At 53.3% G+C, this 25,367-nt stretch carries 28 protein-coding genes and 1 pseudogene; 11 read left to right on the top strand and 18 right to left on the bottom strand.

The genetic code is table 11. The annotated features are described in order from the left end of the window. Position 1: 1 nt before the first annotated feature. Complete coding sequence (locus tag J0L72_10010) at positions 2–637, top strand: hypothetical protein (GenBank protein MBN8691105.1); 636 nt, start codon at positions 2–4, stop codon at positions 635–637. Here the strand turns inward: J0L72_10010 and J0L72_10015 are convergent. Next, positions 634–2,088 (bottom strand): amidohydrolase family protein, encoded by a 1,455-nt coding sequence (locus tag J0L72_10015; protein ID MBN8691106.1) that lies wholly within the window; start codon positions 2,086–2,088, stop codon positions 634–636. The two genes, J0L72_10010 and J0L72_10015, sit on opposite strands and share 4 nt — an antisense overlap. 47 nt (positions 2,089–2,135) lie before the next feature. Between J0L72_10015 and J0L72_10020 the strand changes: the two genes are divergently transcribed. Then, positions 2,136–2,846: a hypothetical protein gene (locus tag J0L72_10020; protein MBN8691107.1), complete on the top strand. Its 711-nt coding sequence runs from the start codon at positions 2,136–2,138 to the stop codon at positions 2,844–2,846. On the opposite strand, the gene J0L72_10025 is transcribed toward J0L72_10020, so the two are convergent. After that, the gene (locus J0L72_10025; GenBank protein MBN8691108.1) at positions 2,843–3,397 is read right to left on the bottom strand and encodes a hypothetical protein; all 555 of its coding nucleotides are present in this window, start codon (positions 3,395–3,397) and stop codon (positions 2,843–2,845) included. The two genes, J0L72_10020 and J0L72_10025, sit on opposite strands and share 4 nt — an antisense overlap. Before the next feature lie 85 nt (positions 3,398–3,482). Between J0L72_10025 and J0L72_10030 the strand changes: the two genes are divergently transcribed. Both J0L72_10030 and J0L72_10035 read left to right on the top strand, forming a co-directional pair. Then, positions 3,483–4,379 (top strand): VOC family protein, encoded by an 897-nt coding sequence (locus J0L72_10030; GenBank protein MBN8691109.1) that lies wholly within the window; start codon positions 3,483–3,485, stop codon positions 4,377–4,379. After that, positions 4,376–4,984, top strand: a complete 609-nt coding sequence (locus tag J0L72_10035) for an alpha/beta hydrolase (GenBank protein ID MBN8691110.1) — start codon at positions 4,376–4,378, stop codon at positions 4,982–4,984. Before J0L72_10030 ends, J0L72_10035 begins: the two co-directional genes overlap by 4 nt. On the opposite strand, the gene J0L72_10040 is transcribed toward J0L72_10035, so the two are convergent. The 7 genes from J0L72_10040 to J0L72_10070 form a co-directional block, all read right to left on the bottom strand. Further along, positions 4,970–5,959 (bottom strand): Gfo/Idh/MocA family oxidoreductase, encoded by a 990-nt coding sequence (locus J0L72_10040; protein MBN8691111.1) that lies wholly within the window; start codon positions 5,957–5,959, stop codon positions 4,970–4,972. The genes J0L72_10035 and J0L72_10040 overlap by 15 nt on opposite strands. Positions 5,960–5,982: 23 nt before the next feature. After that, on the bottom strand, positions 5,983–6,306 hold the full coding sequence (locus J0L72_10045; GenBank protein ID MBN8691112.1) for a hypothetical protein: 324 nt from the start codon (positions 6,304–6,306) through the stop codon (positions 5,983–5,985). Between the two features lie 5 nt (positions 6,307–6,311). Next, the gene (locus tag J0L72_10050; GenBank protein MBN8691113.1) at positions 6,312–6,731 is read right to left on the bottom strand and encodes a hypothetical protein; all 420 of its coding nucleotides are present in this window, start codon (positions 6,729–6,731) and stop codon (positions 6,312–6,314) included. A gap of 1 nt (position 6,732) precedes the next feature. Then, on the bottom strand, positions 6,733–6,996 hold the full coding sequence (locus tag J0L72_10055; GenBank protein MBN8691114.1) for a hypothetical protein: 264 nt from the start codon (positions 6,994–6,996) through the stop codon (positions 6,733–6,735). A 67-nt stretch (positions 6,997–7,063) separates the two neighbouring features. After that, positions 7,064–7,990: a Mu-like prophage major head subunit gpT family protein gene (locus tag J0L72_10060; GenBank protein ID MBN8691115.1), complete on the bottom strand. Its 927-nt coding sequence runs from the start codon at positions 7,988–7,990 to the stop codon at positions 7,064–7,066. A gap of 3 nt (positions 7,991–7,993) precedes the next feature. Continuing rightward, entirely contained in the window at positions 7,994–8,431 is a 438-nt protein-coding gene (locus tag J0L72_10065) for a hypothetical protein (protein ID MBN8691116.1), read from the bottom strand. Positions 8,432–8,437: 6 nt separating this feature from the next. Continuing rightward, positions 8,438–9,130: a hypothetical protein gene (locus J0L72_10070; GenBank protein MBN8691117.1), complete on the bottom strand. Its 693-nt coding sequence runs from the start codon at positions 9,128–9,130 to the stop codon at positions 8,438–8,440. A gap of 75 nt (positions 9,131–9,205) precedes the next feature. Between J0L72_10070 and J0L72_10075 the strand changes: the two genes are divergently transcribed. Continuing rightward, a complete protein-coding gene (locus J0L72_10075; GenBank protein ID MBN8691118.1) occupies positions 9,206–10,321 on the top strand; it encodes a 1-deoxy-D-xylulose-5-phosphate reductoisomerase in 1,116 nt (371 codons plus the stop codon). A 3-nt stretch (positions 10,322–10,324) separates the two neighbouring features. Then, positions 10,325–11,875 (top strand): site-2 protease family protein, encoded by a 1,551-nt coding sequence (locus tag J0L72_10080; protein ID MBN8691119.1) that lies wholly within the window; start codon positions 10,325–10,327, stop codon positions 11,873–11,875. Positions 11,876–11,946: 71 nt separating this feature from the next. Here J0L72_10080 and J0L72_10085 read toward each other — a convergent pair whose 3' ends face one another. The 8 genes and pseudogenes from J0L72_10085 to J0L72_10120 all read right to left on the bottom strand — a co-directional run bounded on the left by J0L72_10085 (position 11,947) and on the right by J0L72_10120 (position 20,265). Further along, positions 11,947–12,192, bottom strand: a complete 246-nt coding sequence (locus tag J0L72_10085; GenBank protein ID MBN8691120.1) for a hypothetical protein — start codon at positions 12,190–12,192, stop codon at positions 11,947–11,949. A 738-nt stretch (positions 12,193–12,930) separates the two neighbouring features. Continuing rightward, positions 12,931–13,086: pseudogene (locus J0L72_10090) on the bottom strand (prepilin-type N-terminal cleavage/methylation domain-containing protein). An 8-nt stretch (positions 13,087–13,094) separates the two neighbouring features. Continuing rightward, positions 13,095–15,248, bottom strand: a complete 2,154-nt coding sequence (locus tag J0L72_10095) for an alpha amylase N-terminal ig-like domain-containing protein (GenBank protein ID MBN8691121.1) — start codon at positions 15,246–15,248, stop codon at positions 13,095–13,097. Beyond that, on the bottom strand, positions 15,245–16,261 hold the full coding sequence (locus J0L72_10100; GenBank protein MBN8691122.1) for a LacI family DNA-binding transcriptional regulator: 1,017 nt from the start codon (positions 16,259–16,261) through the stop codon (positions 15,245–15,247). The genes J0L72_10095 and J0L72_10100 overlap by 4 nt, the downstream gene beginning before the upstream one ends. Before the next feature lie 169 nt (positions 16,262–16,430). Continuing rightward, entirely contained in the window at positions 16,431–16,838 is a 408-nt protein-coding gene (locus tag J0L72_10105; GenBank protein ID MBN8691123.1) for a response regulator, read from the bottom strand. Positions 16,839–16,973: 135 nt separating this feature from the next. After that, a complete protein-coding gene (locus tag J0L72_10110; GenBank protein ID MBN8691124.1) occupies positions 16,974–17,981 on the bottom strand; it encodes an alpha-ketoacid dehydrogenase subunit beta in 1,008 nt (335 codons plus the stop codon). A 5-nt stretch (positions 17,982–17,986) separates the two neighbouring features. Then, positions 17,987–19,015 (bottom strand): thiamine pyrophosphate-dependent dehydrogenase E1 component subunit alpha, encoded by a 1,029-nt coding sequence (locus J0L72_10115; protein MBN8691125.1) that lies wholly within the window; start codon positions 19,013–19,015, stop codon positions 17,987–17,989. Positions 19,016–19,275: 260 nt separating this feature from the next. Next, positions 19,276–20,265 (bottom strand): thioredoxin family protein, encoded by a 990-nt coding sequence (locus J0L72_10120; protein ID MBN8691126.1) that lies wholly within the window; start codon positions 20,263–20,265, stop codon positions 19,276–19,278. A gap of 100 nt (positions 20,266–20,365) precedes the next feature. Here J0L72_10120 and J0L72_10125 point away from each other — a divergent pair, with 100 nt between their 5' ends. From J0L72_10125 to J0L72_10145, 5 genes are read left to right on the top strand one after another with little or no spacing between them, the layout of a single operon-like run. Beyond that, entirely contained in the window at positions 20,366–21,649 is a 1,284-nt protein-coding gene (locus tag J0L72_10125; protein MBN8691127.1) for a glycosyltransferase family 39 protein, read from the top strand. Between the two features lie 39 nt (positions 21,650–21,688). Next, a complete protein-coding gene (locus J0L72_10130; protein MBN8691128.1) occupies positions 21,689–22,045 on the top strand; it encodes a hypothetical protein in 357 nt (118 codons plus the stop codon). 41 nt (positions 22,046–22,086) lie between these two features. Continuing rightward, the gene (locus J0L72_10135) at positions 22,087–22,647 is read left to right on the top strand and encodes an RNA polymerase sigma factor (GenBank protein MBN8691129.1); all 561 of its coding nucleotides are present in this window, start codon (positions 22,087–22,089) and stop codon (positions 22,645–22,647) included. A gap of 2 nt (positions 22,648–22,649) precedes the next feature. Then, positions 22,650–23,453 (top strand): hypothetical protein, encoded by an 804-nt coding sequence (locus J0L72_10140; GenBank protein MBN8691130.1) that lies wholly within the window; start codon positions 22,650–22,652, stop codon positions 23,451–23,453. Positions 23,454–23,494: 41 nt separating this feature from the next. Continuing rightward, complete coding sequence (locus J0L72_10145) at positions 23,495–23,956, top strand: hypothetical protein (protein MBN8691131.1); 462 nt, start codon at positions 23,495–23,497, stop codon at positions 23,954–23,956. 69 nt (positions 23,957–24,025) lie between these two features. On the opposite strand, the gene J0L72_10150 is transcribed toward J0L72_10145, so the two are convergent. Continuing rightward, complete coding sequence (locus J0L72_10150; protein MBN8691132.1) at positions 24,026–25,279, bottom strand: TlpA family protein disulfide reductase; 1,254 nt, start codon at positions 25,277–25,279, stop codon at positions 24,026–24,028. Positions 25,280–25,367: the final 88 nt, after the last annotated feature.

Consider the following 25,367-nt stretch of genomic DNA (forward strand, 5'->3'; position numbering starts at 1 on the left):
TATGATTCAAACAGTGCTACTTTCCGCGGCAATTTTGGCCCAGAACCAAACTCCGAACTACGGCTATACCACCGCTCAAATGGACGCGATGGGATTGGAAAAGTGGATTGCCATTTGCGAATCCAAGAGGCCAGGTGGAATGCCGGAGTACGAATATCGCGACCAAGTGAGCCAGTACGCCAACGCTGTGAAGGCTCAGAACACAGTGCGAATTTCGAAGTTGGTCCCGGCGGATCAAGATTATTACAACGCGATCACCAAACATCTGCAGAATTACGGCTACAAGCTGGTGGAATCCGAATACAACTTCATGGGCGGAGGAACGATGTACCTTCTGTTTTTTGCGGGCCGTGACGCCGAATGCTACGACGCCATCAAAGCTTTGCTATTGAAGAAAGGCGTTGCTAAGAAGCGGTTGTATGTGAATGATGTCGTTGCCAAGCTTGAAGTCATTGGCAAAGCTCTGAAGTCGAATGATGGGGAGAAGATGGGGGACACTGAAGCGGCGATCGCGTCCTATCACAGTGCTCGTGCGTCGTTCGATGAAGTCACGAGACTTGCCAGCCTCCGAACGGTCACCGAACTTGCGTACTTGATTGAAGTTTGCGATAAGTGGGCGAAGTTCACCACTAACTAAGGCTGTCTGCGGACACTCTTGCCGTTGCGAAGCAGCGTTGGCTTCCCTTGGGCGAGCGTTTTGACGCCTGAGACCCAGACGTATTTCATGCCTGTGCTGAGGAGTTTTGGCTCGGAAGCAGTCGCGTTATCTCGAATGGTCATTGGATCAAACGCCACGATGTCAGCGACGTAACCTGGCTTGAGCCTTCCGCGCTTTGGCAAGCGAAACGTTTCAGCGGTCAGTGAAGTCATCTTGCGGATCGCTTCTTGGAGCGTAATCAGCTTCTTCTCTCGAACATAAACTGCAAGGATTCTGGGGAAAGAGCCAGCGCCTCGTGGGTGTGATCCTCCGATGCTTCCATCGCTGCAGAACATGATCTTGGGATGTTTGATGAAGTGATTGAGGTCACGATCCTGCATTGCTGTCACGGCAACGCTCTGACGCCCGGACCCATCTGGCCCTTCTGTTTTTCGCAAGATTTCTTGAATGATACTGATCGGATCTTTGCCTGTAATCTTAGCGATCTCTGTGAGCGTTTTGCCAACCCAACTGGGTTCGTGGGTGTAGCTGGTGAGCCGGACATTTTGTGCTCCGCCGACATCGGCCAGTCCTTTGACCCAAATTGATCGATCTTCCCAGTCGCGACTTGGGGAGAGTGCTGAAATCGTGGATTGCCAGAATAGGTATGGATAAACATCTGCACTGACTTTCGAGTTGGACAGGATCGCATCGACATCGCCAGCTTTGCCCCAAACCTTTGCCGAACCTAGCTTGATGTGCGAAATCTGGGTTCGAATTCCTGCGGATTTGCCGATTTGAACGAGTTCGTCGAAGGACTCAAAAGTGCGGTCAGCCTCATCGCGTACATGGCTGATGTAGAGCCCATCATATGGCTGGGTCATCTTGGCTAGGGCTATGAGTTCTGCGGTGTTGCTGTAGTATCCGGGATCGTATTCGAGTCCACTCGAGAGGCCGATAGCGCCCGCTTCCATATCTGCCTTGACCAGGAGTTGCATTTTGGCGATCTCTTCTGGCGTGGCGAGCCGCTTGTAGTTATCGCCGAGGACTTGGCCGCGAATCCCGCCGTGTCCGGTGAACAGAGCGAAGTTGATCGCTGGCTTGAGTGATTCTAGTTCTTTGAATTCATCCGCGACGGGTTGGCTCCAGCCGCCATCTTGTCCTACCACAGAGGTCGTGATTCCTTGGGTGATCTGTGAGACTGCGAGGGGATCTTTGCTGATGTTGCCGGCTGCGTGAGAGTGCGCGTCGATGAATCCGGGAGCGATCGCAAGACCTTTGAGCTCGATGACGGGTTCTCCTGATACTGGCTTCAGCCTGCCGACTGCCAAAATCTGTTCGCCGCGTATTCTAACCGAGCCCAAATACGGTTTGGCACCTGACCCATCATAGATCGTCCCTCCGTGCAAAAGGACCGTTTGGACCGAAGCGAGGACAAAGGCAGCAAGCATAGATCGGATGTTACAGCAATTTTGGTAGCACGTGTAGACTGAGCTGCATGATTAAATCGCTGATGTGCGCGGCTGTACTCTCCGCCCCAAACAAGAGCATTTACCCTCTGGCGAAGCCAAAACCATGCCCGAATGTGGTGCTCGATTGCAGAGACTTTCCTCAAGGCGAGGCGTGGGGCAAGGATGCAGTGAAGTTGATTTCGGATTGGTATGACTCGGTCACGAGTTGGTTGGCGACGGATGGCGTTGATCCATTTGACGCCGCGATCAGCACAACTCGGTACGCGATCCCTAAGACGATTCTTGTGGTGATCAAGAAAAAGATTGACCCACCCGCCTATGCCTCAGGCGGGACGATCACGATCAATGGCGAATGGATCACCGCGCATCCCGAGGATTTGGGGATGGTGATTCATGAACTGACGCATGTGATTCAGGCGTACCCGGCTAACAAGGCAGATACTGGCTGGTTGGTTGAAGGGATCGCGGACTACACACGTTGGTGGCGCTATGAACCGGAATTACACGCGACCAAAGGGAGGACTGTGGTCGACTTCAGCAAGGCCAATTACACCGACGCTTATCGGACGACTGCGGTTTGGCTGGCGTGGGCATCTCGCAAGCACCACATGGCTCTTGTACCGGCTCTGGATGCGGCTTTGAGGCGCGGGGATGACCCAGCACCGATCTTTGTAAAAGTGACTGGAAAGTCTGCCGCCGAGCTCTGGGCGGAGTTCAAACAAGACTCAGGAAGTTAGTCTTGGACTGCCTGTGGCACCGTGCGATGTTCGTTGTATCGAACAAGCATCAGCTTGTTCGAAAGCTCGGTGGTCATTGGTCGGACAACGACCACTGCTCCAGGTTTGACTGGCAATGTTGCCTGCCAAAGCGTCGCACGCCCGATCTCGCGGTCGCCGTCCATTTGGCACTTGCTTTGGCAGAGGTAGAACCAGTTCTTCCCTTTCGATTGCGTCACGCGAAACTCATTCACGCGGACGTTTGATGTGACGCGCTGGATCACGCTCGTGAGTACGTTTTCCTGCGCGGTGATGGTCTTGTCGGTGGTGAGCTTTCCGCCGATCTCGGCCAGCCGGGCCGAGTAGGATGTCCAGTCCGAGCTTGGGATCACATAGAAAACCACGGATTCTTTGGTGAAGAACTCGTCGGCAACAAACTGAGTTGGACGCCTCCCTTGAGCAAAATCAAACTCCTTGACCTGGACTTCAAACCCAGAAGGTGCGATTTCGTCGGCTTTGAGCGGCGTTACTTGTCCGTTCAATGCCACTGCCATTGCGATTAACTGAAACATCCTGCATGATAAGACTTGTTTGGGTGGCGAATCGTCGCAACATTGACAACGGAACCAAAACAGCTTGAGTGACGTTTATTTGACTATGCAACTACTTTCAAAGGGATTTCACCATATCACGACGATTGCTGGCGACCCTCAAGCCAACCTGGATTTCTATGTCGGGACGCTTGGGATGAAGCTCGTGAAGCAGACTGTGAATCATGACGATGCCACTATGTATCACTTTTATTTTGGTGATGAGATCGGTCGTCCTGGGACGTTGTTGACGAGTTTCCCGATTCCTGGGGCTGGACCTTCTATCCCTGGCGCGGGCGAAGTTTCTCGAATCGTCTTCGGAGTTAGCGCAGCCGGAATGGACGTTTTGGTTCGAAAGCTGGGTGGCACTCGAGTGACACGGAGATTCGGAACGGACGAGGTGGTTTTCAACGATCCAGACGGACTTGAATTAGCCCTAGTCGTTGACCCGAGCATTCAGCATGATCGATTAGGGCGAGTCGTAAGAGTCGATATCCAGTGGATGACTGACCGGAATACGCCTAGAGTCTTGGAAGGGCTATTCGGTGCGGAGAGGATCGGCGAGGAAAGCGGCATTCAACGCTATCAGATCGGTGATGGCATGGTCGATCTGGTGCCGACGAATCACACGCGATTCGGACGAGGCGGGCAAGGTTCGGTACACCACATCGCCTTTCGATCCAAGGACGAGGCTGACTCTGGCGCGATGCGCTCAGCGGCTCTTGACCTGGGACTACGAATAACGGAAGTCATTGATCGCAACTACTTTAAGTCGATGTATTTCCGGGAGCCTGGCGGAGTGCTGTTTGAGATCGCTACCGACGGCCCAGGGATGGACGTTGATGAACCAATCGAAGCCCTGGGGCAGTCTTTCGTTTTACCGCCGTGGATGGAGTCGCACCGGGCTGAGATTTTGCAGGTCCTTCCCAGTGTTTCGATCCCAGGATTGGAAGTATCCGTATGAGTTACGCCTACAATTTTATCCAAGGAAAAGAAGGTCATCCTGTCGTGTTCGCCTTCCACGGGACCGGGGGCGACGAGCATCAGATGGTGCCATTCTCAACCCGAGTGGCACCGGATTCACACCTCATCACTCCTCGCGGCGACGTGCTTGAAAACGGCACTGCGCTCCGGTTTTTTCGGAGATTTGGGGAGGGTGTTCTGGATGTCGAGGACCTGAAATTCAGAGCTGGAGAGCTTGCAAACTGGTTCCCGGAGCCCTTGGAAAAGCACGGTCTTGCCGGACTGCCGATACATGGGATTGGATACTCGAACGGTGCGAGCATCCTTGGAGGCATCACCTTGCTTTACCCTGGTTCGTTCAGTAAGGTGGTCTTGCTGCGACCGATGGTGCCTTTTGAGCCGGATTCGATGCCTGATTTGTCTGGAATCTCGGCGCTGATCTTGGCCAGTGAGGAAGACGACATCACTCCAATTGCTGGCGCGCGGCGGCTAGTGGAAATCCTAAGGGCGGCCGGAGCAGCCGTAGAATTCCACGTGGTTCCAGGTGGGCATGGTCTCACTCAAGCGGATGTTGACGCCGCGAAATCCTTCTTAGAAATGCCTTGATGGCGAAACCGGTTTGCCCGTGGCCGCGCTCTGCATGGCCGCCCGCGCGATCGAGACAGCCATCAATCCATCAAGCGCGGTGACGGGCGGAGCGGTCTTGTTGACGATCGCCTCGACGAAGCCTCGCCCTTGAACATAATAGGGGTCTCGTGCCTGATCCATCGGATTTTCTGTTATGGACTTGCCTTCCGTATGCACTCGCGAAACTCCGACCTTTCGTGAGTCGAATTCGATCATGCCGTCAGTTCCGCAAACCTCGAAGGTTGCGCGGAATCCGCTCGGATCGAGCCATGTGCCTTCGACGTGCGCGATCAGGCCGGAATCGAATTCCAAAGTCGTCAGACTGTAATCGCCGGGAAGTCCTGCCAGCATCTCCGGGCGAGTGATTCTGACGGTGCGCGAACTCACCGAGGCGACTTCGCCAAACGTCCATCGAAGCCAGTCGAAGTCGTGAATGGCGAGATCGAGTAGTACACCGCCCGAACGGTTTGTGTCGGTGAACCAGCTTCCGCTACCGACTGGTGCCTTGCCTCCTCGGCGCGTTCGAGCCGCAATTGGCGTTCCCACCTTCCTTGCCACAACGAGATCATGCGCATGTTTGAATTCCGGGAAACACCGAACGACCTGTGCAGGCATCAACAACACTCCGGCTTTGCTGGCTGCCTCCATCATCTCGATACATTCTTGTTCATCGATCCCCATAGGCTTTTCGCAGAGTACAGATTTCCCGGCGGCAATCGCCATGAGCGCGTGTGGCTTGTGCAGGTCGGTCGGCAAGCAAACATCGATGGCATCGGCCCAGTCAATGAGTTCTTGCAAGCTCGAGGCTGGTTTGACTTGGTGTCGACCCGCAAAATCAGCCTTGGCGTCCTCGCGGATGTCAAAGATAGACACTTCGACGTCCGGCATCGCTTTGTAATGACGGGTGTGTACATTACCCATTCCGCCGGCACCGAGGACACCAATTTTCACCATGATTACCTCCTATTATGACCTTGTTAGGTTCCTGGAGATTCGGGCGGCGGCACTTCGGCGATGATCGCCATGAGCACCAAAGGTTCATTGATGTGCCGAACCTCTTCGATCTTGAGCACCTTGTATTCCTTGCTGCGATAGGTGATCTCGCTTGAGTCGGTGAGCGTGATTCCGGGCTTGAAGTACGCCTTCCGAATTGGGCGCAACGCCGAGTTTACGGCAGCATCTCCGACATAGATCCGCGCCAATCCGGTCGAGATCGAATGGAACAATCCTTTCTGATTGACCGTGTCGATCACGCACGGTTCGCCGACTTTGTCGATCATCGCCGCAAGGCGATCGTCCATCAGGATCATGCTTCTTCACCTTGCTTGCCGGTCACTTGGCTAATCGTCGATGGTCGCACATTGGGCTGGCCTTGCTTGAGATATGGGGCCAATCGGCTCCAACCCTTTTTGATCAGCAGTGTCGGATCGTCCACGTTGTCGTACTTTCGGGGGTACATCTCCACATCGCCGAGCTTGAATGAGAGCTGAAACTCGGGGCGGCGAGAAATCTCGGCGAACAACTTTCCGGCGATGATCTCCAGGGCCGCGAGGTTGAGGGAGGCTTGGAGGCCCGATTCCGCTGAACTGGAGAGTGCACCTGGCTCGAGTGCATACTCAATTACCGAAATTTGCTCGTTCATTAGCAGCGTGACGTGGCTGTCCCAGCTACTTCCCTCTAATCCGACCTTGCGCTTGATCGCTTCGATTCCAACTGAAATCGCCATTTCAATTCCCCTTTTCGGTGAACTTGACGTTCAGGTGATCGGCGGTGCGCTGGAGAAGTTTCGCGTGTTCGCGTACAGTGGTCGTGAGTTCACCCAATGCGCCTGAGACGCTGGTAGCGGCGTTATTGGTGTCCTCCGCGAGTTGGATCAATCGCTCAATCAGGATCTTGTGTTGACTCAAGAGAGAGCGGGCGATCGCGAACGTGCCCGTGAGCACGGCCCCGATGACAATGGCGAGTTCGTGTCCTAGTTCAAATTGGTTCATTTTGGTAGTTAAAGAAAAATCGGGCCGCAGAAAATCTGCGGCCCGAGAATGAGGAGAGACGAACGACTTAGGCGTTTCCGCCAGCGAACGCGAACTGCCACAAGCCGAAGCCGACGTTGTAGCGACCACGGACGCCATAGTAGTAGCGATCGCGGATGAACGCCGATTCAGAACCGCTGTTGCTGTCGAGAGCGGTGAACTCAACCGGAACATCCGATCGTTGCTGGAGGATCAAGGACCGTACCGGCCGCGAGGTATCCATCAAGAACCAGAGGTCCGAGTTGTTTCCAGAAATGAACGGCGACACCACCACATTCAAGCGACCTTGCAGTACGTTCTTATACGGTGTGCCAGCGGACGCGGCTGACTTCGCAACGACGATCTGACTCTCGACCAACTCAAGCGCGGTCCAGTAGTTTGCTGGACCAACCAACAAGGTATCTGGCATGACGCCGAGCGGAGTGTCCGATTCGTCCTGGAACGCCATCATCGTGGAGATCGCCGTTCGCAAGGTTTCTGTGTTGAGCGAGTCTGTCAGGCTGTTTTCTTGAGTTTGAGAGCCCACCGTGTGTTCGCCAAACATCGCCTGACCATCTGGCCCTGGAGCAGTTCGTCCGGAAAGCAGCTTCTCCACCAAGATTTGGTGCCGGTGCTGCACGACGCGCTGTGCCAGATCCTTGATTCGGAACCGAATCAAGTCCAACTGGTCGTCTTCGATCGCCCGGCGGTCGATCGCCAGTGTCGATTCAAACACCTTGTCTTCGATGGATAGAGAATACGATTTCAGACCCGAAGGACGGCGTTCGTCGATGAACTCGCGCATCGGCGGCGGGAAGCTCAGCCAAGCGTAGTTTTGCACCGGAACGGTGGTGTTCACAGTCGTCGCGATCGCAGCAGCAAGGCTGTTGTCAAGCTGCGAACGGTAAGCAAGATCAAACTCGGTCTTCAGACCGGCGAGCATAAGTTCAGGAATATCTGATTTTGTAAGTGCCATGGTTTAGAGTGAATAGTTGTCGATTCGGACGCGAACGCCAGATGTGCCAGTCGAAGTCAGTTCAGTGCTCACAATCGTGCCCACCTTGTACTGGTTGGTCAATCCAGTTACCGCGACTTGCACTTCGTTGTCGGTGTTGGCATAGACTTCTTTGCCGATGTCGGCTTGAGCGGGTGTAAATCCGGCCACGCCAAGCACAATCGAGCCTGATTTGGTGACATTGACGGACTTACTGCCAGCGGTGCCCGTGGAGTTGCTCACCGACTCGTTGGCAACGCCTACAAACTTAAGCCCAGCAGTACCGTGCGCCATCGGAACGAGAAACCCGGAAGCGTTGACGCCAACCAGGGCTCCTTTCCAAATGTTCACGTTGCTGACTCGGTACGACACCACCAATCCGGGGCGTTCAAATGTTTCAAATGGTTTTGTTAGTGCAGACATGATTGTTTAACTGCGCCTCTGCGCGATTTGATCGAGAGTTACGTCGGGGAAATAGCGCTGATAAAACGCTGCTTCTTCAGGAAGAAAGGTGGACTGTTCGCCAGAAACAAGCTTTGACTTTGCGATTTCGCCGAACACGCGAAGCCGTGGCATCCGTTGCAAGAACTGCTCGAACAGCTGCGCAATGTCTGATTCTCCGGCGCCAAATTCTGCGTTGCAGCCTTGTTCCAGAATCGACTTTGCAAGATCGGCTTGGCAGGGCAACAATCGTCCCTCACTCAAGAATTGCTTGATCGTCGTGGCCACTCGGTGCGCCGAAAACAGCTGAGCATCTGGCACTCGGGGAGATTTGACGAGGCTGACTTCGAGAATCCGGGTCAAGTCCTGCGATAGTCCGATGGAGACAGACTTTGCACCCGATTTGACCATCAGCGCATTTGCTTCTGGAACCAAGCGAAAAGTCCCAAAGAGTTCATTGCCGATCACTTCGACTTGAGTCAGGTGGCCCAGCTCAAGCGGATTTTGCGAGTGCTCAATCAGCAATGGCACCGGCTCCGAGAAGTTCTCTACCAGCCGCTCCAGATCTTCCGGACCGATCGAAAGCCCCTTATCGGGATACTCTCCGGTCTCAAAGATCTTCGCGCGCCTTTCGATGTGCGACTCGGCAATCTGATTTTCTGTTTGAAATGCATACTTCATATTGCGTCGGAATATAGTAGACATATTTCTACTTTGTCAATCGGCAATATGGGACGAGCGGCCATAATGAACGAGATGAAGCGAATCTCAATTTTGGGGGCCACTGGCAGCATTGGAACTCAAACGCTAGACATCGTGCGGCAGATGGGCGATCGATTCCAAGTGGTCTCGATGGCGGCCAACACCAACGAAAGCTCGCTTCAAAAACTTGCGACCGAATTCGGAGTAAGTCGCCTCGCTTTGGCCAAAGAGGGTGCCTCCAGTTCGATCCCATCGGGCCTGAACGCGCTTTCCGATATGGTCACGGCAAGCGATGTGGATTTGGTCGTGGTAGCAATTGCAGGCGCTGCGGCGATCGTCCCGACCGTGGCCGCGATCGAGGCGGACAAGTCCATCGCACTCGCTAGCAAGGAAGTACTCGTCGCGGCAGGAGAATGGGTCATGCCGCTGGTGGCGAAGCACGACACCCGATTCACACCGATCGACAGCGAGCACAGCGCCATCTTTCAATGCCTTCAAGGCTATTCACCCAGCCAAGTGTCCAAAATCATCCTCACCGCTAGCGGTGGCCCTTTCAGAGGATTCACCCGCGACCAGTTGGGCGGGATCAAGCCAGAGCAAGCCCTCAATCATCCGAATTGGAGCATGGGCGCAAAGATCACCATCGACAGCGCCAGCATGATGAACAAGGCACTAGAAACCATTGAAGCTCGGTGGTTGTTTGGACTCGACTTGAGCCAGGTTGATGTCCTGGTCCATCCCCAAAGCATCATTCATTCGATGATCGAATTTGCAGATACGTCCGTGATCGGTCAACTCGGCTGGCCGGATATGCGCCTGCCTATCCAATATGCGCTGACCTACCCAGAACGGATACCGAATGAACTCAAGCCTTGGAACCCCGTCGCGACTGGACCTTTGATTTTTGAAGAGCTGGACGAAGAAGTTTTCCCCGCTATTCAACTCGCCAGACACGCCGATGCAGCAGGTGGCACACTTCCCGCAGTCTTCAACGCAGCAAACGAGGCCGCTGTTGCGCAGTTTTTGAACGGCCAACTCAGCTTCCTGGGAATCGCAGACACGGTTCAAAACGTTATGAATGAACATAGTCCCTCTGCAATCAGTTTTGAGGCAATTCTTGAAGCTGATCAATGGGCACGAATCCGCGTAGAGGAAATCGCGAGCGCTTAACTTATGAACGAATTACAACAACTTTTAGGGTACGTGGGATCGGGCCTGATTTTCATGCTGATGCTGGCGGTGCTCGTTTTCGTTCACGAGCTCGGACACTTTTGGGCAGCGCGAGCTCTCGGGATGAAGGTGGATGCATTCGCGGTGATGTTTGGCGGGATTCGTAAGACAGACTTGCGTTCCAGCCTGGACAAGCCGATTCTCGATTCAAGGATTGTCGGAGCGCTCTACGGACTTGCCGTCTTTGCGGCTCTTCTGGGTACTTCGCTTCATTCAGCAGCGCTCAGTCAAGTAGCCCTGTTCAGCTTGGCAACCGTTTTCCCAATTTGGATTTGCCTTCGAATCGGAAGGCTGTACCACTTGTCACTTCTGGCGAGTCTTAAGCCCCTCTTGTTTGCTTATGGAGCGCTGGTCGCGGTGGGACTGTTTGGTACAAAGGGCGCGATATTCAATTCCACGAATTCCCTACTTCAGATGCTGTTTATCGGCGGAATCATCGGCACCCTGTTTGTCTATTACACACCAGTCATCGGTAAGCCGGAAAGTGCTCCGATGGGAGATGGCAAGGTCGGCGATCTGGATGTTCAATTCAGGCCGATCGCTTCTCGCAAAGATAAGCATGGCACCGAGTTCAGCCTGCTCTTGCTCCCGCTAGGAGGATTTGCGGCCATCAAAGGCATGCATCCGAAAGAGGACGGTAGCGAAACCCAAATTGAGAATGGTTTCTATTCAAAATCGCCATTCGCCCGTTGGCTTGTACTTTTTGCCGGGCCGCTATTCAGCATTCTTCTTGGCGTGATTTTGTATGCCACGTCCTTGTCGATCTACGGAGACGAAAAGCCCGTCAACAAGCCGATCATTGGTGAACTTAACGATAAAGGCGCCGCAAAAGCAGCAGGCATACAAGTCGGCGACAAAGTCGTGTCGGTGAACGGCAAAACGATGACCTCGTTCTACGACATCATTTTGATGACCAGGCAATCTGGCGGCAAGACATTGAGCTTCATCATCGATCGAAATGGCATGGAGAAGAAGATCGAGCTGAAGCCAACTAAGGACACTGAAGAAACACGAGTATTCAATTCCGATCTCGAGCTCACGGAAGAGACTGCGATCCAATACAAGCTCGGAATGGGACCAAAGACGGTGATGGTTCCGGTGTCCTTCGGACAGGCGATTTCTATGTCAGCTTCCCTCCCAGTTGAGGGCGCCGTCGGCTTTGTTAAGACCTTCAGTCAACCCGCGAAAGCGAAGGACAATGTCGCAGGCCCGGCTTCCATTGCATCAGCCACTCACCAGGCAGCGAAAGAAGGTTTCTTCAGAATTCTGAATTTGGCAGCGGTGCTTTCCCTGTCCCTCGGGTTCATGAACTTACTCCCGGTCCCACCGCTAGATGGTGGTCAGATGGTCGTGGCGTTCATCGAGATGTTCCGCAAGGGCAAGCGGCTATCCATCGATACCCAGATGAAGATCAACACTGTAGGTTTCATGCTGGTCGCGATGCTGATGTTCTTTGTGTTCTCGCAGGACGCCGCAAAACTGCTCGTCAAGTAACGAGCTGCGTAAATAATAATCTCCCCGGTTGGAATTTCCACCGGGGAGATTTGTTTTGTGTCGTGTGAAAGTTAGCGAGTGCCGCCAGGAGACTGTTGCCGCATTTGCTCTTCGCTCATGCCGCCTCCTGAATTCGGATCACCGCCGCCAGATCGGTTCTTGAGGTCGTTGGCGTAGGCATCGGCTACTTGGCTGACATCTTCACTTGGTGGAACTCCGCCAGGGCCCTTGTAAGCCATGTACCCCCCAACCCCGAGCACCAAGACGGCTGCACCAATAATCAGTGCGACAATCTTAGGATCAAGTTCTTTCTTCATAGATTCTTACTGTTCTCCAGGAACGGTGCATCGACCGCCAACTGGTGTTCCACGAGTGTCTTCGACGTTTCGTGCAGAACCAGTGCAGCTCATGCCTTTATCCCAGAATGGATCGCTTGTTGCGCCTACCCAGAAGTCGGCCTTTTCTTGGTATCCAGGGAATACGGCACCGACGGTGGTTCCGTCACTGCGTCGACCGGCAATTGGATATGTTCGAACGCTGGTGTCCACACGGGCAAACACGGCGCGATCGCCGTAGCTATAGCTGATCTGGCCCAGAGTGCGGTTACCGTTGTAGTTGATGCCGAGCTTTCGAGTGTTATAGAAGTCTGAGCACCAGAACCACTGTCCAGCCGCCCAAGGATCAGCCTGGGTCGAGCTGTTGCACATGCGTCGTTCGCCGAGTGCGACAGTTTCGGATGGTTGTGGGAACCAGCTCAGCGACAAGGTTGACTTTGGTGTACCGCTGATTGACTCGTACGGGTTACCTGGTCGGATTTGAATGCCTTCGAAAACGTTTTCGGCAACCGAGAAGCTGCGTCGTCCTGTTCCAAACGGCGTCTTGTACGAAGGGTTAGGATCAATGCCGGCCTTCATGATGTCGATGTTCTTGGTGTACGGCTGCACGATCGCGTCCCAAGACATTGCTGGGCCTGGGTCAGGACCGTTCGTAGGTGCTTCGTAACCGACGCGGCGGCGTGGTGGCAAATAGTCGTCGTTATCTCCAGCGTACATCGTGACACTGGTCATCAATTGCTTCAAGTTACTCGTGGTTACGGTCTTGAAGGCGGCCACGCGTGCTTGAGCAAAGACTGGGAATAGGATCGCCGCCAGAATGGCGATGATCGCAATGACGACAAGTAGTTCGATCAGGGTGAATCCCTGTTTCTTCATTTTTCGTGTCATGGCATGGACTCCTTACGAGAAAGTGCTCGGGAGGCGGCCTTTTCGGCGTCTCGAACGAGACTGAGATGAGTATTGCTATTATTCAGACCCACAAGGGCTGAAACTGGTTCGAGGGTGACGGTCAAACGTCCCTGGCTATCTGCGGTAAATGTTTTGCCAGTGAGGACATCGACGAGCACCCGATTCTTGTTTGCGGCTCCCAATTGCACGGCTCCTTTAAACTGTTTGGAGCTGCGGTTGATCACCACTACGGCGAGATCTTGACCAGAAACCCGGCCATAGGTCGCAACGTTCTCGTTATCAAATTGATTAAAAATCACCGGTTCACCGTTGTGAAGAACGGAAGCTCCCTTTCGGACAGCGATCAGCTTCGAATAGAGGCTAAGAAGCTCGTTCTTCGGCCCGACCATGTCCCACCGCATTGCTCGGCGATTGTCAGGATCTTGCGCCCCTTCCATGCCAATCTCTTCGCCGTAATAGACGCTAGGAGCACCTGGCCAAGTGAATTGCACCACGGCGCCGAGTGCTTGGAGCTTTCGATCGTTCCCTGCTTCGTGTAGGAACCGCGGTGTATCGTGACTAGAAATCAAATTGAGCTGGTTTCGCGAGACTTGCGGAGCGTACAGTCCATAAACTCGCATCAGGTTGTTGACGAACTGTGTGGGCTTGGTTGAACCTTTGGCAACGTATTGGATCACAACGTCGCGGAACGGGTAGTTCATGCTGGCGTCCCACTGGTCGCCCTTTAGCCAAGGATTCGCGTCGTACCAAACTTCTCCGACAATCCAAGCATTCGGGTTGTGCCCTTTAACGCGCTTCCTAAAGTCTTGCCAGAACCACTGCGGAGGCTCGTTTGCAACGTCCAGTCGCCATCCGCTCAGTTTCGCCTGCGCCATCCAAAAGTCCACCGACTCCATCAGGTAGTTGTAGGCATCCTTGTTGGCGAGGTTGATCTTTGGCATCCATTCCGTGCCCCACCAACCCACATAATTTGGATTCGGCTTAACCTCAACCGGGTAGCCCGTGATAAAGAACCAATCTTTGAACCGGCTCTTTTCTTGGAATCGAAGCACGTCAGCAAACGGCGGGAAGGTCACGCCCACGTGGTCAAAGATCTGGTCTAGGACGACCCGGATTCCCTGGCGGTCCAGTTCGTGGGTCATCTTGATGAATTCAGCATTGGTGCCAAACTCAGGATCGACGCGGTAAAAGTCACTCGGATCGTACCGGTGGTTGCTCGGAGCGAACATCACCGGATTAAAGTAGACGCCGTTCACGCCGATCGCCTTCAAATATTCCGTCCGGCGGTTTACACCGGCCACATCTCCGCCATAGCGATTATCGTAAGTCGGCTTGTCGACCCACTTGGTCAGATTCTTGGGGTCGTTTTCCTTGCTGCCATTGTCAAATCGGTCTGGGAAGATTTGGTAGAACACCGTGCCTTCAACCCAGGACGGAACTTCAAATGGCTTAAACTTCATAGCATCGAGCGAAAATGGAGTCTTGTTTGTGCTTGAGAGCCCTTTGGGGCCAAAGTAGGAGGTTTTCGAGCCGTCCGTCAGGACAAAGAAATAGTTGAGATTCGATTTGCGATCCCAAGGCAGCGTCGCTCGGTAGGTTTCGCGCAGGTCGTTTGACCCGATTTTTCGCATCGGAATCAGCTTGCCGCCGAGGTCAACTTGCAATGATTGGACATCACCCGTGCGAGCCGTAAGTGTGACTGTCAACTTGCCTTGATCAAAATTGAGATTCGGAACTTCTTGAATGTGAGTGACCGCACTAGGAGTGATCAGTCCGTCCCCGATTTTGGCGGGATACTTCGTGTAGTCCTCTGGCACGATCAGAAGTAGAGAATTCGTATTCCCATTACCATCGTCCACGTTTCGAAACGCTTTTGGATCGGTGACCCATCGTTCGCCATTCAAAACGAACTTGTACTGATAGCTTCCAGGGGAGAGGTTAACGGTCGCGGACCAGTTCTTTGTACCGGCCGCCTTGGTCATTGGATTTGCGTCTTTGTTCCAGTTGTTGAACTCACCGGCAACGCTGACTGCTTTCAGGTCTTCCGTGGTTGTGAATTCAAACCGGTGAGCGACCTGGTCTGAACCAGCGAACACTCCTAACAACGCGCAAATCATGATTCCGTTCATCTTGCTCCTACTGTGGGTCTCCTCTTTGTAGAGCCGCGCACCACCAATTGACAACCAACGGTGTCTTGGGTTGGGCCGGTGAGAGGCTCATCTTCGATCACTTGAATCAATCGGCGGATTGCCCATCTCACCATCGATTCGATTTGAAGGTTGACGCTGGTCAATCCACCAAAGATAAGGTCGCAAACTGAGCTGTCGTTAAATCCAACCACGCCCAGATCGTCGCCTAGAGCGAGGCCGAGTTCTCGAGCGGCTTGCACTACGCCGAGCGCCATCGTATCGTCCATGGCAACAATCGCATCCGGCCGATTGTTCCCACGTAATAGTTGCAGTGCGACTTGACGAGCATCCTGCCATCCAAACTCGGCATACCGGATTATCGGCTGGTCCACAATGCCGGAATATCCTGCGACGCGATCTTGAGTGACCGTCAAATTGGCTGGACCGCCCAAAAACGCAACCTTCTCGTATCCGTTTTCGACCAAATGCTGAGTGGCAATCTTGCCCGCGAACACGTTGTCATTGTCGATCGCATTCAGTTCAGGTACTTCCGAAGCATTGCCGATCAACACAAATGGGAAATTGTCTGCCTTGAGAGCGAGAATTCGGTTATCACTCGGTTCGACTTCCACCATCATCAGGCCGTCGACACGCCGAGTCCGAAGAAGATCATCGTAAACGTGTTTTTGGCGAGAGGAGTCGTTCGCGATATCGACGCAGAGGTGCCAAGGTGTCCCAGCGAGAGCGTCCACGATCTCAGATACGAGCATCGCAAAGAACGGATCGCCTTTAAGAGTGCCCTGCTCCCGCTTGAGCACGAGGCCAATGAGGTGAGTTTTGCGTTGCCGAAGATTACGGGCGCGCACATCCGGCTGGTAGTTGTGGCTCTTCATCACGGCAAGAACCCGATCTCGGATCTCACCGTCAACACGGTCGTCGCCCCCCAGCACTCGGCTTACGGTTGCCTGGCTAACCCCGGATATTCTCGCGATATCTTGTTGTGTAACCCTCATTGGTGAATATTCTCGGCAATTCTTCGTCGAATCCGATTTGAGAATTCGTATTCTCACAAGAATATTATCACAATATCGCGCAAACGACAATGCTTGGTGAATCAATATTCACAAAAAAATTCCGGCAATCCATAGGATTTGCCGGAATTGATTTTCTGTTGAGTGAAAGTTACACTTCGTAGCGCTTTGGTCCGCCGTTGTTTCCGCCGGCACCTTCAGCAATTCGCTTCACAAAGGTCACCAGTTCAATCGGGTTAAACGGCTTGGTGAGATACATGTCTGCGCCATAGTGATAGCCTTCAAACACGTCCTTGTCTTGCGCCTTCGCGGTCAACATGATCACCGGGAGATCCATGAAATCGGGTTCGCGTCGAAGGTTCTTGAGCACTTCAAACCCGTCCATGTACGGCATCATCACGTCCAATACAACCAGGTTCGGCTTTTCGGCTTTGATCTTCTCGAGACCTTCTTTGCCGTCGTATGCCGTCACAACCTGATAGCCTTGCTTCTCCAAGTTAACTTGGATCAAGCGAACAATATGTCTTTCGTCGTCACAAACTAGAATCTTCAGGGCCATGTAACTCTTCCCTATGCGGTGTCCAATGCTACCTTATCCAATCGATGCGCCGCCCGTGTATGACTGCGCAAACTGCGGTTTCGTTCTGATTTCCAGGGCTTCTGGCAGAGCATTCTCCGCCAGAAGCCACAAGCCTTAATACTTGATGAGCCGTTCGGCCGTGTCTGCAATCTCTTTAATGCTTGGCAGCACAAAAGTTTCAAGCGTCTTTGCCCAAGGCACTGGCGTGTCCATTCGCGTGATTCGCGAAGCTGGAGCGTCCAAATATTCAAACGCCTTCTCGTTGATCCGTGCTACCAATTCGCCTGCAAATCCACAGGTTCTTGGGGCTTCGTTCACCGCGAGGAACCTGCCGGTCTTCGCAACTGAGGCGACCAAGGTGTCCTCGTCAAGCGGATTCAAACTTCGAAGGTCGATCACCTCCGCGCTCATTCCCTGCTTTTCGAGCAGAGCGGCGGCGTCCAGGCAGTGATAAACATTCTGTCCGTAGGTTGCGATCGTAATATCCTTCCCTTCTTTTCGGACCACAGCTTTGCCCAGTGGCACTTCGTAATCCTCGGTTGGAATTTCTTCTTCGATCTTAGGCAATCGGTACAGGTTCTTAATTTCGTAAATGATCACCGGGTTTGGATCGCGCAGGGCGGCCTTCATCAAACCTTTGGCGTCGTATGGCGTGGATGGGCAAACCACCTTAATGCCAGGCGAATTCAGGAACCAGGCCTCATTCATCTGACTGTGATAGAGCGCGCCGCCAGAATACGCTCCAGCAGGGCCGCGCACCACAATCGGCATCGACACGTCGCCAGCAGTTCGGTAATGGTAGGTCGCCATCATATTGACGATCTGGTCAAAGCCGCACGAAATGAAGTCAATAAACTGCATTTCGACCATCACGGTCTTACCATTGAGTGCCATTCCAACAGCTGCACCCACGATGCAGGCTTCGCTGATCGGCATGTCAATCACGCGATCTGCGCCAAACTTGGCTTGAAGTCCTTCTGTGGTTCCAAACGCCGAACCGAGGATTCCGATATCCTCGCCCATGCAAACCATGTCAGAGTTCCGCGCCATTTCCTCGAAAAGCGCGTCTTTGATCGCGTTGATGTAATTGGTTTTCACACCCTTACTTGCAGTTGCAGACATATCGATTACTTATCCTTCCTTTCAGCAAAGACCCACTTTGCGCCTTCTTCGGCTTCGGGCACACCGCTCTTGATCGCAAACTCCACGGCTTTCTTCATGCGCTCCACCACTTGCGGTGGGAAGTCATCATCGCTTGCTTCAGTCGCATGCTTTCCTTCAGCCATGTATTGCTTGGCTTCGTCCTTGGTCATGTGTCCCAGGCTGACTAGTCGGGCCTTAGCAATCGCGATCGGATCACGGCTCCGGCCCTTTTCAATCTCTTCCTTGCTTCGGTACTTGTCAGCTCGATCATCGTCGTGATCGCCGTGACCGTAGCTTCGGAATGTCTTACATTCGATGATGCTCGGACCGTTGCCAGCTCGGGCGTACTCTACGGCTTGCATCACCTTGTCGTAAACATCAAAAACGTCTTGACCGTCAGCGATCAAGCCAGGAATGCCGTACCCATCAGCGCGGCGAGCAAAATCAGGGAGCGAATATTCCAGGTGTGTCGGAGTTCCATAAGCCCACTGGTTGTTTTCGATGATTGTGATCACCGGGAGCTTGTGGACAGCGGCAAAATTGATCGCTTCATGGAACACGCCTTGGGCGGTCGAGCCTTCACCGTTATAAGTCAAGACGACGGCATCGCCACCGTTGAGCCGGTCGGCGTACACAACGCCTGCCGCCGCTGGAATCGTGCCAGCCAGCATCGACGTGCTGTGAATAATGTGCTTAGCCTTTGATCCAATGTGCGACCAGTTATCGCGCGCACGCCCTGGAGAATCAACGCGGCACCAAACCTGCGAGCAAACTTCTTCGATGCTCATGCCCATGCGGTTTGGATCATCCTTGCCAAACCGGAAATCCTTCAAGAAGAACGCAGGCATATCGCGGTGGATCGGGCTGATCCAGTCGGTGGAACGCAATCCAAACACCGAACCAACAAGAATCGCTTCCTGGTTGTGGCTGGAATACAAGGTGCCTGTCAGTCGACCACGTCGCTTTTCTTTGACCAGCCGGACATCAAAATATCGGGCCAAATAAAGCTGCATGAGCATCTCAATATGCTCATCTTTGGTCAGTTTGGTACTGGGCAACGCGCCAGCCCCAATGTCATTGGCCGTCTGGCCATTTGATTTTGTAGTGGGTGAACTCGCCAAAACACTGCTCCGGGCCCCCCGTCCTGGCGGGCGCCACTAGGGTTCATTCTACCTAAAGGCTAACTTAAATCTTCGGCCTGTCACGCTCAAAAATGAAGCGGCGAGCCATCTCAAAATGAGATAGCTCGCCGAAGTTGATCAACTCGTCTCGATTACTTACCGAGAGCTTTGTCCATTTCGCCCACAAAGCGATCAGCTGGCATGTAGCCCACCACTTCGTGAATCTTCTGACCAGAGGTGTTCAAGAACAGAATGGTTGGGAAGCCTTCGACTTCAAAGCCGTAGGTCTTGCCTGGATCCTTTTCTGGATTGATCTTGAGAAGAACGAAGCTTCGAGCCTTGTTCTTGAAGATCTCGGTGGTGTAGACCTCTTCGTCCAACATGTGGCAGTAGTGGCACCAGTCAGTGTAGAAGTCGAGCAGAATCGGTCGATTGGTTCGCTTAGCTTCTGCCATCGCTTCGTCATAGTTCTCGAACCACTTGGTCGACATCAAATCAGCTTCGCTGATTTCCTTCGCGCCCGCCGGAGGAGTAAAGGTGAACTTGCTTGCCGCAGGTCGAGCCAACACGAGCTCGGTAAAGTCTGCGATCATGGTCTCGCCGGTTCCAGTTGCCTTGCCAATTTCGATTTGTCGTGCAACACCGTCGGTCGATGCGATAGCGATAGTCGCCTTCATCCCGCTACCGTAGTTGCCGGTAACAGGAGTCAACATCACACCCTTCTTGTTGATCGGAGTTCCAACCTTCAAGCCAGAAAGTCCGCTCAGTGCATTCGCATTGAAGAACGAGCGCAACGGCATCATCGCATCCGAACCAAGAACCTTTGCCATCGATTCAGCATTCACAGGGCTCTTGTAGTAAACATTTTGCGACTTCAACAAGGTGTAAACCGATGTTCCATCAGAGATCACCAATTGAGTTGGAGAGTCGATCCGAAGCAAATTTGGCTTAGCAAAATCGACCATGGTTTGTAGTCGACCAGCCGCAGAAGAAACGGTAATGATCTTGGTGCTCAGACCATCTGCTTTGGCGAGGGCAGCGGAGTGGCCATTGACCAGCTCTGCAGCTCCAGGGGCAGCCATAAATGCGGCGCAAGCCATCACAGCAGCGACGCTTGAAATAAATAGGGCAATTTTTCTCATGACAAACTCTTCCCAGCGAGGGCTGGTTCTAACTCCATTATAACGATAGACGCAAGAATTGCGTGAAGAATTACACGATTTTCGGATACCCTTGCTCGTGATGAAGTGGCAATTGGGCCTAATCCTGTTCGTCTTCGCGTTTTTCGGCATCTGGACGGCAAACGTGACTCCCTACCGGACAGCAGGAATTCTAAGATTCCAGCGAGATGCTGCAGGCAACCATGCCCAGATTCCCGACATAGGCGCACCAGATGAACGTCAGCACGCCAACTACATCGCCTATCTTTTGAAGGAGCGCAAGTTCCCAGTGCTCGTGCCAGGCTCGGCCGACCTCGGCGAGATGTACCAGGCACATCAGCCGCCTCTCTATTACATACTCGCATCCACCCTGGGCGATCCGACCACACCAGATGGCGCAAAGACGCGCTATATCAACGTTCTAATCGGACTGGCTACACTCGTCGCTCTATTTCGCATTGGCAAGATTTGTACTTCAAGTGAATCCGTTGGATTCGCTGTCGCCGCGATGGGGTTACTGCCCGGTTTCCTCGTTCTCCACGCGGCGGTATCCAATGATCCACTCGTGATCTGCCTCAGTGCTTGGAGCGTAGTTTTCTTGCTGCTCGGAGTTGTGAATGGCTGGACTTTCAGGATCGCCGTTGCGGCAGGAGTGTGCGCGGGCTTAGCAATGCTCACAAAGTCCTCCGCGGTCGCACTTGCTCCCACGACCCTCGCCGCGATCATCGTCTCGATCCGGAATCAAAACAAGCCAGACATCAAGGCTCTTGCGGGCCTCATCGCTGTTCCGATCTTGATCGCACTTCCTTGGCTCATGCGCAATCAATCGCTTTATGGTGATCCGCTCGCACTCAAGGCATTCACGGAAGCCTTCACGGGAAGTCCGAAGGCAGAAATGTTCATCCAGGCTTTTGGCGCGCCAACCTATTGGACCGATTACGTGGCGTGGTGGACCTATCGCAGCTTCATCGCAGCATATGGCTACATGGACATCTTCTTGGATTCAAACACCTACCGCATCTTCGGAGCAGTCATCGTGGTGTTCCTGCTTGGCCACATCCTGAAATCACGGACAAGCCCAGACGACCGAGCGGCGCAAGGCGCGCCAGCCGTACTTTGGACACTTTTCACCATCGTAGTCCTTCAATTTTTGATGTTCAACAGGACCTATTTCCAGGGCCAAGCACGGTACTTAATGCCGGCTGCACCCGCGATTTTCTTCGCGTTCGGACTGGGGCTGGTGTATTTGTTCAAGTCCAAAAAGGAGCTTGCATTCTTGATCCCATTGGCACTCTTCGGCGGGCTCCATTTCTGGCTGCTGTCCAGCTACCTCCCCCAACAGTTTGCGATGCGCATTTTGCCTTGACCGATTGACGCACGACCGCAAAGCCACCTCAAGGGTCGTATGTTTTGGAACAGCTTTATTCGCGTTCTCCGATCCATCGGACAAGACCTCGAAGACCCCGCAAACTGGCGCGTCAGCCTAAACGGCAAGCGCGGGCTGGCCTCTCTCAACAAAATTCAACTCGCAGACGGAAAAGTCCAGTTCGAAGTACAACGCTCGAACGAACAAACCGTTGTGTCGATCTCTCCAACTACCGAAGGATACGCGGTCAAAATCGGCGACCAGCCAGTGCCAAAGGCCAAGGTCATTTTCTCGCTCAAGCACCAGATATTGCGACCATTGATCCTCGTGATCGAAGTCCGAAATGCCCAAACGCCAACGAGCGAGATTAGCAATTACCGGTTCGAAACGCCATAAACCGTTACCATTTCGCGTGAAATAGCGTCAAGATAGGTGTGATGTCCTCGGTCTACGAGAATGTCCACGGTAGCGAGTTTGACGATGATTTGCGTCTGATTGATCGCTTTGTGGCAGGCGATGAAGACGCGTTCACGGTGCTGTATCAGCGCTACTATGATCGCGTGTTCTCCATTGCGCTCGGCGTCCTGTTGCGCCACGATGAGGCATCCGACGCCGCGCAAGAGATTTTCACATTGGTCTATCGAAAGCTCGACAAGTTCGACCGCCGAAGCCGGTTCAGCACTTGGCTCTATCGAATCGCCGTCAACCGCAGCATCCAGCACCAACGCACGATGAAGTACCAAAAACTCACCGTGCAGTTGGATGAGGCGGCCGAGCGCGTCGAGTCAGAACCCGCAGCTGCCATGGACCCGGCGGTTGAGCAGGCGATGAATTCCCTCCCCCCCGATGACCGCGCGATGATCACGCTCTATTATTGGGATGATCTCAGCCTTCAGGAAATCGCCGAGAGCATGGATTGCAGCCCAAATGCCGCCAAAACGAGGCTTTTCCGCGCGAGAGAGCGTTTCAAAAAACTGTACGAGGAGGCAAACCGTTAACCATGGACCGCTCATTTGACGAGTTGATGTGGCTTTTGGCGGAAGAAAACGATGACGCCGCGATCGAGGCATTCATCAAGCGCTACCCGGCCCATCGGGCAGAAGTGATTCGGCGCGTGAACATGGTTCGCGGACTCAAAGGTAACCGACCAGTGAAAGAAGCGTCCGCACCAATTCCAGCTTTCCAAGTGAAAGAAGGAGTGCCCGATATCTCCACAAACTCCCATCGCGGTCGCTGGGTTTGGGGAGTTGCCATCGCCGTGCCGCTCCTCGCAGTCGCTAGTTATTTCCAGTTCCGGTCTCCAGACCAACCCAACGTTCCTGTTGTCACGACGAATGTGCCGACGGTCAGCGCTGAAACTCCAAACATCCGCGACAATCCAGGTTACGATCCGTATGCGAACGTCGTGCCCAAAACGCCAAACGATACTCCTCGGCAGATCGCTTACTACGACAAGGTCGTATCGCTGAGTGGAAGCAATCAGTCGCTGCTCTTGCTCTTTTCCGAAATCACTCGTCAGACGGGTTTGCACATCGAAATCGGACCAGGATTCCAAGATCGCCCCGTGGACTTCGTGGCTTCTGGCCTCACGGCGATCTCAGCCCTGAAGCAGCTCGGTAAACAGGGCAACTTTACCGTTTTCGAACAAGACCCTCAAAGCGTGCTAATCATCCCGGCTGTAGATCCTAACGCGCAACCAGCCACTCCAATGCCTGCTTTTGATGTCGAGGCGGATCCTTCGGAGCTCCCACCACCAGATACTAGCGAAGGCACACTGCCAAAAATTTCTTCCGAATCCGAATAGGTTTTGAGTTTCGTCCTAATTCCTATGAACTCGAGGAATCTATGAGCGATATTAAACGTGCTTCGGACCTGATCGAAATCAACATGCAACAAGCGGCGATGGCTGGCGGTGGAGCTGTTCTCTGCCTCCTGATCGGAGTGCCGATGGTGGCATACCAAAGTTCGCTAATGATCTTGGGCTGGCTTTTGATAGGATTTGCCACTATCGCTATCGTTTTTGCAATCATCAAAATGGTCGCGAGCAAGAGTATTCCGGTCGAGCGGGTGCAATGCCCTTATTGTCAACAGCTCAATGCACTCACGGGCAAACCGACCTCAGAATTCACTTGCATGCATTGCTTGCGGCTCGTACCGTTTGAGAACGGCCTGATGCTCCCGGTGTACAAGGTCAACTGCGAAAGTTGCCAAAAGCAGAACTTCTTCAGCAAGAAGACGATCAAGCTCATTTGCGAAGACTGCGGCAAAGAGATCAATCTAGATTCGATCCGAAATCTTGTACAGTAATCGAAATCCAAAATGACGGCGCGGTGCTTGTTCGCACCGCGCCGTTTTTGTATGTTTCCGAACTAGAAGTTATTTAATCTCAGCAAGCAGCGGATCAATCATCTTGATCTTTTGCTCGAGAGTGACTCCAGATGGGTGCAGACCAGAGAATCGCAGAACGCCCTTGCTGTCTACGATCGCCATGTGCGGAATTCCGTCCACGCCGTAGTCTGGGTTAAACACGTCTTGCTTGGAAACGGCAACGTTCCAGGTGATATTTTGCCGCTGAATATACGCAGGGTACATACCGATTTCGGTATCTGGCTTACCCTTGGTGTCTTCTCGCTTTCCGTTTTCGGTGAAGCTGCCTTGAATGCTAGTCACACCCAAGATCACCAAATTCTTGCCCTTGTAGTGCTCTTGCAGCTCTCTAATGTGTGGCATGGATGCGATGCATGGACCGCACCAAGTAGCCCAGAAGTCGAGAACAACAACCTTGCCCTTGAGGTCGCTCAGCGAAGAAACGCCTGGGAGAGTCGACCACATGAAGTCAATGTTCGGAGCCGGGTGGTTCAGCAACTTGCCCATGCCCGATGGAGATTCCATCTTCTGCTTGGATCGCTTAAGGACAGAAAGAGTCCGGGCATCAGTGCCGCCCTTCTCAGCGCTTGCCAAAGTGGTGACGATCGAATCATGGAAGCTCTTCCAGATTTCGTCGAACTTCGGATTGCCTGCGTTTTCTTTCTGCCAGCTCATCCAGATTTCAGAAAGCATGGCGCCAGACTGTGGAGCAACCCCATCCTTGATGAGTTCGCCGAACTTGATCATGGACTTGTCATCAACGATTCCGCCTCGATCTGCCGCATAGTACATGCCGACGACGAACGGATAGCCCGTCATATCCTTGATTGCTGTCGAAGCATAGCCATGCTTGAGCACATCGCCCAGAGAGTTCTTGGCATCCTTCGCGCTTGGAGCCTTGCCTTCGCGCGGTTCCAGAATGTTGTATCGGAACTTCAATGTAGCCGAGCTAAAGCCAGCCGCATCCTTGGTCACCGCGAATCGCTTGACCTGCGCGCCGAGACCTTCAAATCCTGCCTTTGACTCCGCCATCGGCGAGTTCACAAAGGACATGGCTTCGTCGAGCGAGAGCGTCGAATAGTCGATCTGAGCCGCAAACTTATCGGCCGCACCATAGTAAGTCGCTTCGGTGAGGTTCTTTGCAGCTTGCAGCGATTGAACTTCCTTGTTGAACGCATTCATCGCGTCGGAGGCAGACATGCCAGCCGCAAGGAGGGACGCGAGCAACACACCCGCCCCAGCAGAATTGAGAAGGATTCCCATACTTCTAACTATATTGCAAAATTGCGTGGATTGGTTCCGATTCGCATAAAAAATCCCCGGTTCAAAAATGAACCGGGGATTTGATCTT

It is taken from the genome of Armatimonadota bacterium, from assembly GCA_017303935.1.
Classification (GTDB): domain Bacteria; phylum Armatimonadota; class Fimbriimonadia; order Fimbriimonadales; family Fimbriimonadaceae; genus JAFLBD01.

Excerpts from the sequence above, each read along its gene's own strand:
- J0L72_10010 (MBN8691105.1), top strand. The coding sequence starts at position 2 with ATGATTCAAACAGTGCTACTTTCCGCGGCAATTTTGGCCCAGAACCAA.
- J0L72_10015 (MBN8691106.1), bottom strand. The coding sequence starts at position 2,088 with ATGCTTGCTGCCTTTGTCCTCGCTTCGGTCCAAACGGTCCTTTTGCAC.
- J0L72_10020 (MBN8691107.1), top strand. The coding sequence starts at position 2,136 with ATGATTAAATCGCTGATGTGCGCGGCTGTACTCTCCGCCCCAAACAAG.
- J0L72_10025 (MBN8691108.1), bottom strand. The coding sequence starts at position 3,397 with ATGTTTCAGTTAATCGCAATGGCAGTGGCATTGAACGGACAAGTAACG.
- J0L72_10030 (MBN8691109.1), top strand. The coding sequence starts at position 3,483 with ATGCAACTACTTTCAAAGGGATTTCACCATATCACGACGATTGCTGGC.
- J0L72_10035 (MBN8691110.1), top strand. The coding sequence starts at position 4,376 with ATGAGTTACGCCTACAATTTTATCCAAGGAAAAGAAGGTCATCCTGTC.
- J0L72_10040 (MBN8691111.1), bottom strand. The coding sequence starts at position 5,959 with ATGGTGAAAATTGGTGTCCTCGGTGCCGGCGGAATGGGTAATGTACAC.
- J0L72_10045 (MBN8691112.1), bottom strand. The coding sequence starts at position 6,306 with ATGGACGATCGCCTTGCGGCGATGATCGACAAAGTCGGCGAACCGTGC.
- J0L72_10050 (MBN8691113.1), bottom strand. The coding sequence starts at position 6,731 with ATGGCGATTTCAGTTGGAATCGAAGCGATCAAGCGCAAGGTCGGATTA.
- J0L72_10055 (MBN8691114.1), bottom strand. The coding sequence starts at position 6,996 with ATGAACCAATTTGAACTAGGACACGAACTCGCCATTGTCATCGGGGCC.
- J0L72_10060 (MBN8691115.1), bottom strand. The coding sequence starts at position 7,990 with ATGGCACTTACAAAATCAGATATTCCTGAACTTATGCTCGCCGGTCTG.
- J0L72_10065 (MBN8691116.1), bottom strand. The coding sequence starts at position 8,431 with ATGTCTGCACTAACAAAACCATTTGAAACATTTGAACGCCCCGGATTG.
- J0L72_10070 (MBN8691117.1), bottom strand. The coding sequence starts at position 9,130 with ATGAAGTATGCATTTCAAACAGAAAATCAGATTGCCGAGTCGCACATC.
- J0L72_10075 (MBN8691118.1), top strand. The coding sequence starts at position 9,206 with ATGAAGCGAATCTCAATTTTGGGGGCCACTGGCAGCATTGGAACTCAA.
- J0L72_10080 (MBN8691119.1), top strand. The coding sequence starts at position 10,325 with ATGAACGAATTACAACAACTTTTAGGGTACGTGGGATCGGGCCTGATT.
- J0L72_10085 (MBN8691120.1), bottom strand. The coding sequence starts at position 12,192 with ATGAAGAAAGAACTTGATCCTAAGATTGTCGCACTGATTATTGGTGCA.
- J0L72_10095 (MBN8691121.1), bottom strand. The coding sequence starts at position 15,248 with ATGAACGGAATCATGATTTGCGCGTTGTTAGGAGTGTTCGCTGGTTCA.
- J0L72_10100 (MBN8691122.1), bottom strand. The coding sequence starts at position 16,261 with ATGAGGGTTACACAACAAGATATCGCGAGAATATCCGGGGTTAGCCAG.
- J0L72_10105 (MBN8691123.1), bottom strand. The coding sequence starts at position 16,838 with ATGGCCCTGAAGATTCTAGTTTGTGACGACGAAAGACATATTGTTCGC.
- J0L72_10110 (MBN8691124.1), bottom strand. The coding sequence starts at position 17,981 with ATGTCTGCAACTGCAAGTAAGGGTGTGAAAACCAATTACATCAACGCG.
- J0L72_10115 (MBN8691125.1), bottom strand. The coding sequence starts at position 19,015 with ATGCAGCTTTATTTGGCCCGATATTTTGATGTCCGGCTGGTCAAAGAA.
- J0L72_10120 (MBN8691126.1), bottom strand. The coding sequence starts at position 20,265 with ATGAGAAAAATTGCCCTATTTATTTCAAGCGTCGCTGCTGTGATGGCT.
- J0L72_10125 (MBN8691127.1), top strand. The coding sequence starts at position 20,366 with ATGAAGTGGCAATTGGGCCTAATCCTGTTCGTCTTCGCGTTTTTCGGC.
- J0L72_10130 (MBN8691128.1), top strand. The coding sequence starts at position 21,689 with ATGTTTTGGAACAGCTTTATTCGCGTTCTCCGATCCATCGGACAAGAC.
- J0L72_10135 (MBN8691129.1), top strand. The coding sequence starts at position 22,087 with ATGTCCTCGGTCTACGAGAATGTCCACGGTAGCGAGTTTGACGATGAT.
- J0L72_10140 (MBN8691130.1), top strand. The coding sequence starts at position 22,650 with ATGGACCGCTCATTTGACGAGTTGATGTGGCTTTTGGCGGAAGAAAAC.
- J0L72_10145 (MBN8691131.1), top strand. The coding sequence starts at position 23,495 with ATGAGCGATATTAAACGTGCTTCGGACCTGATCGAAATCAACATGCAA.
- J0L72_10150 (MBN8691132.1), bottom strand. The coding sequence starts at position 25,279 with ATGGGAATCCTTCTCAATTCTGCTGGGGCGGGTGTGTTGCTCGCGTCC.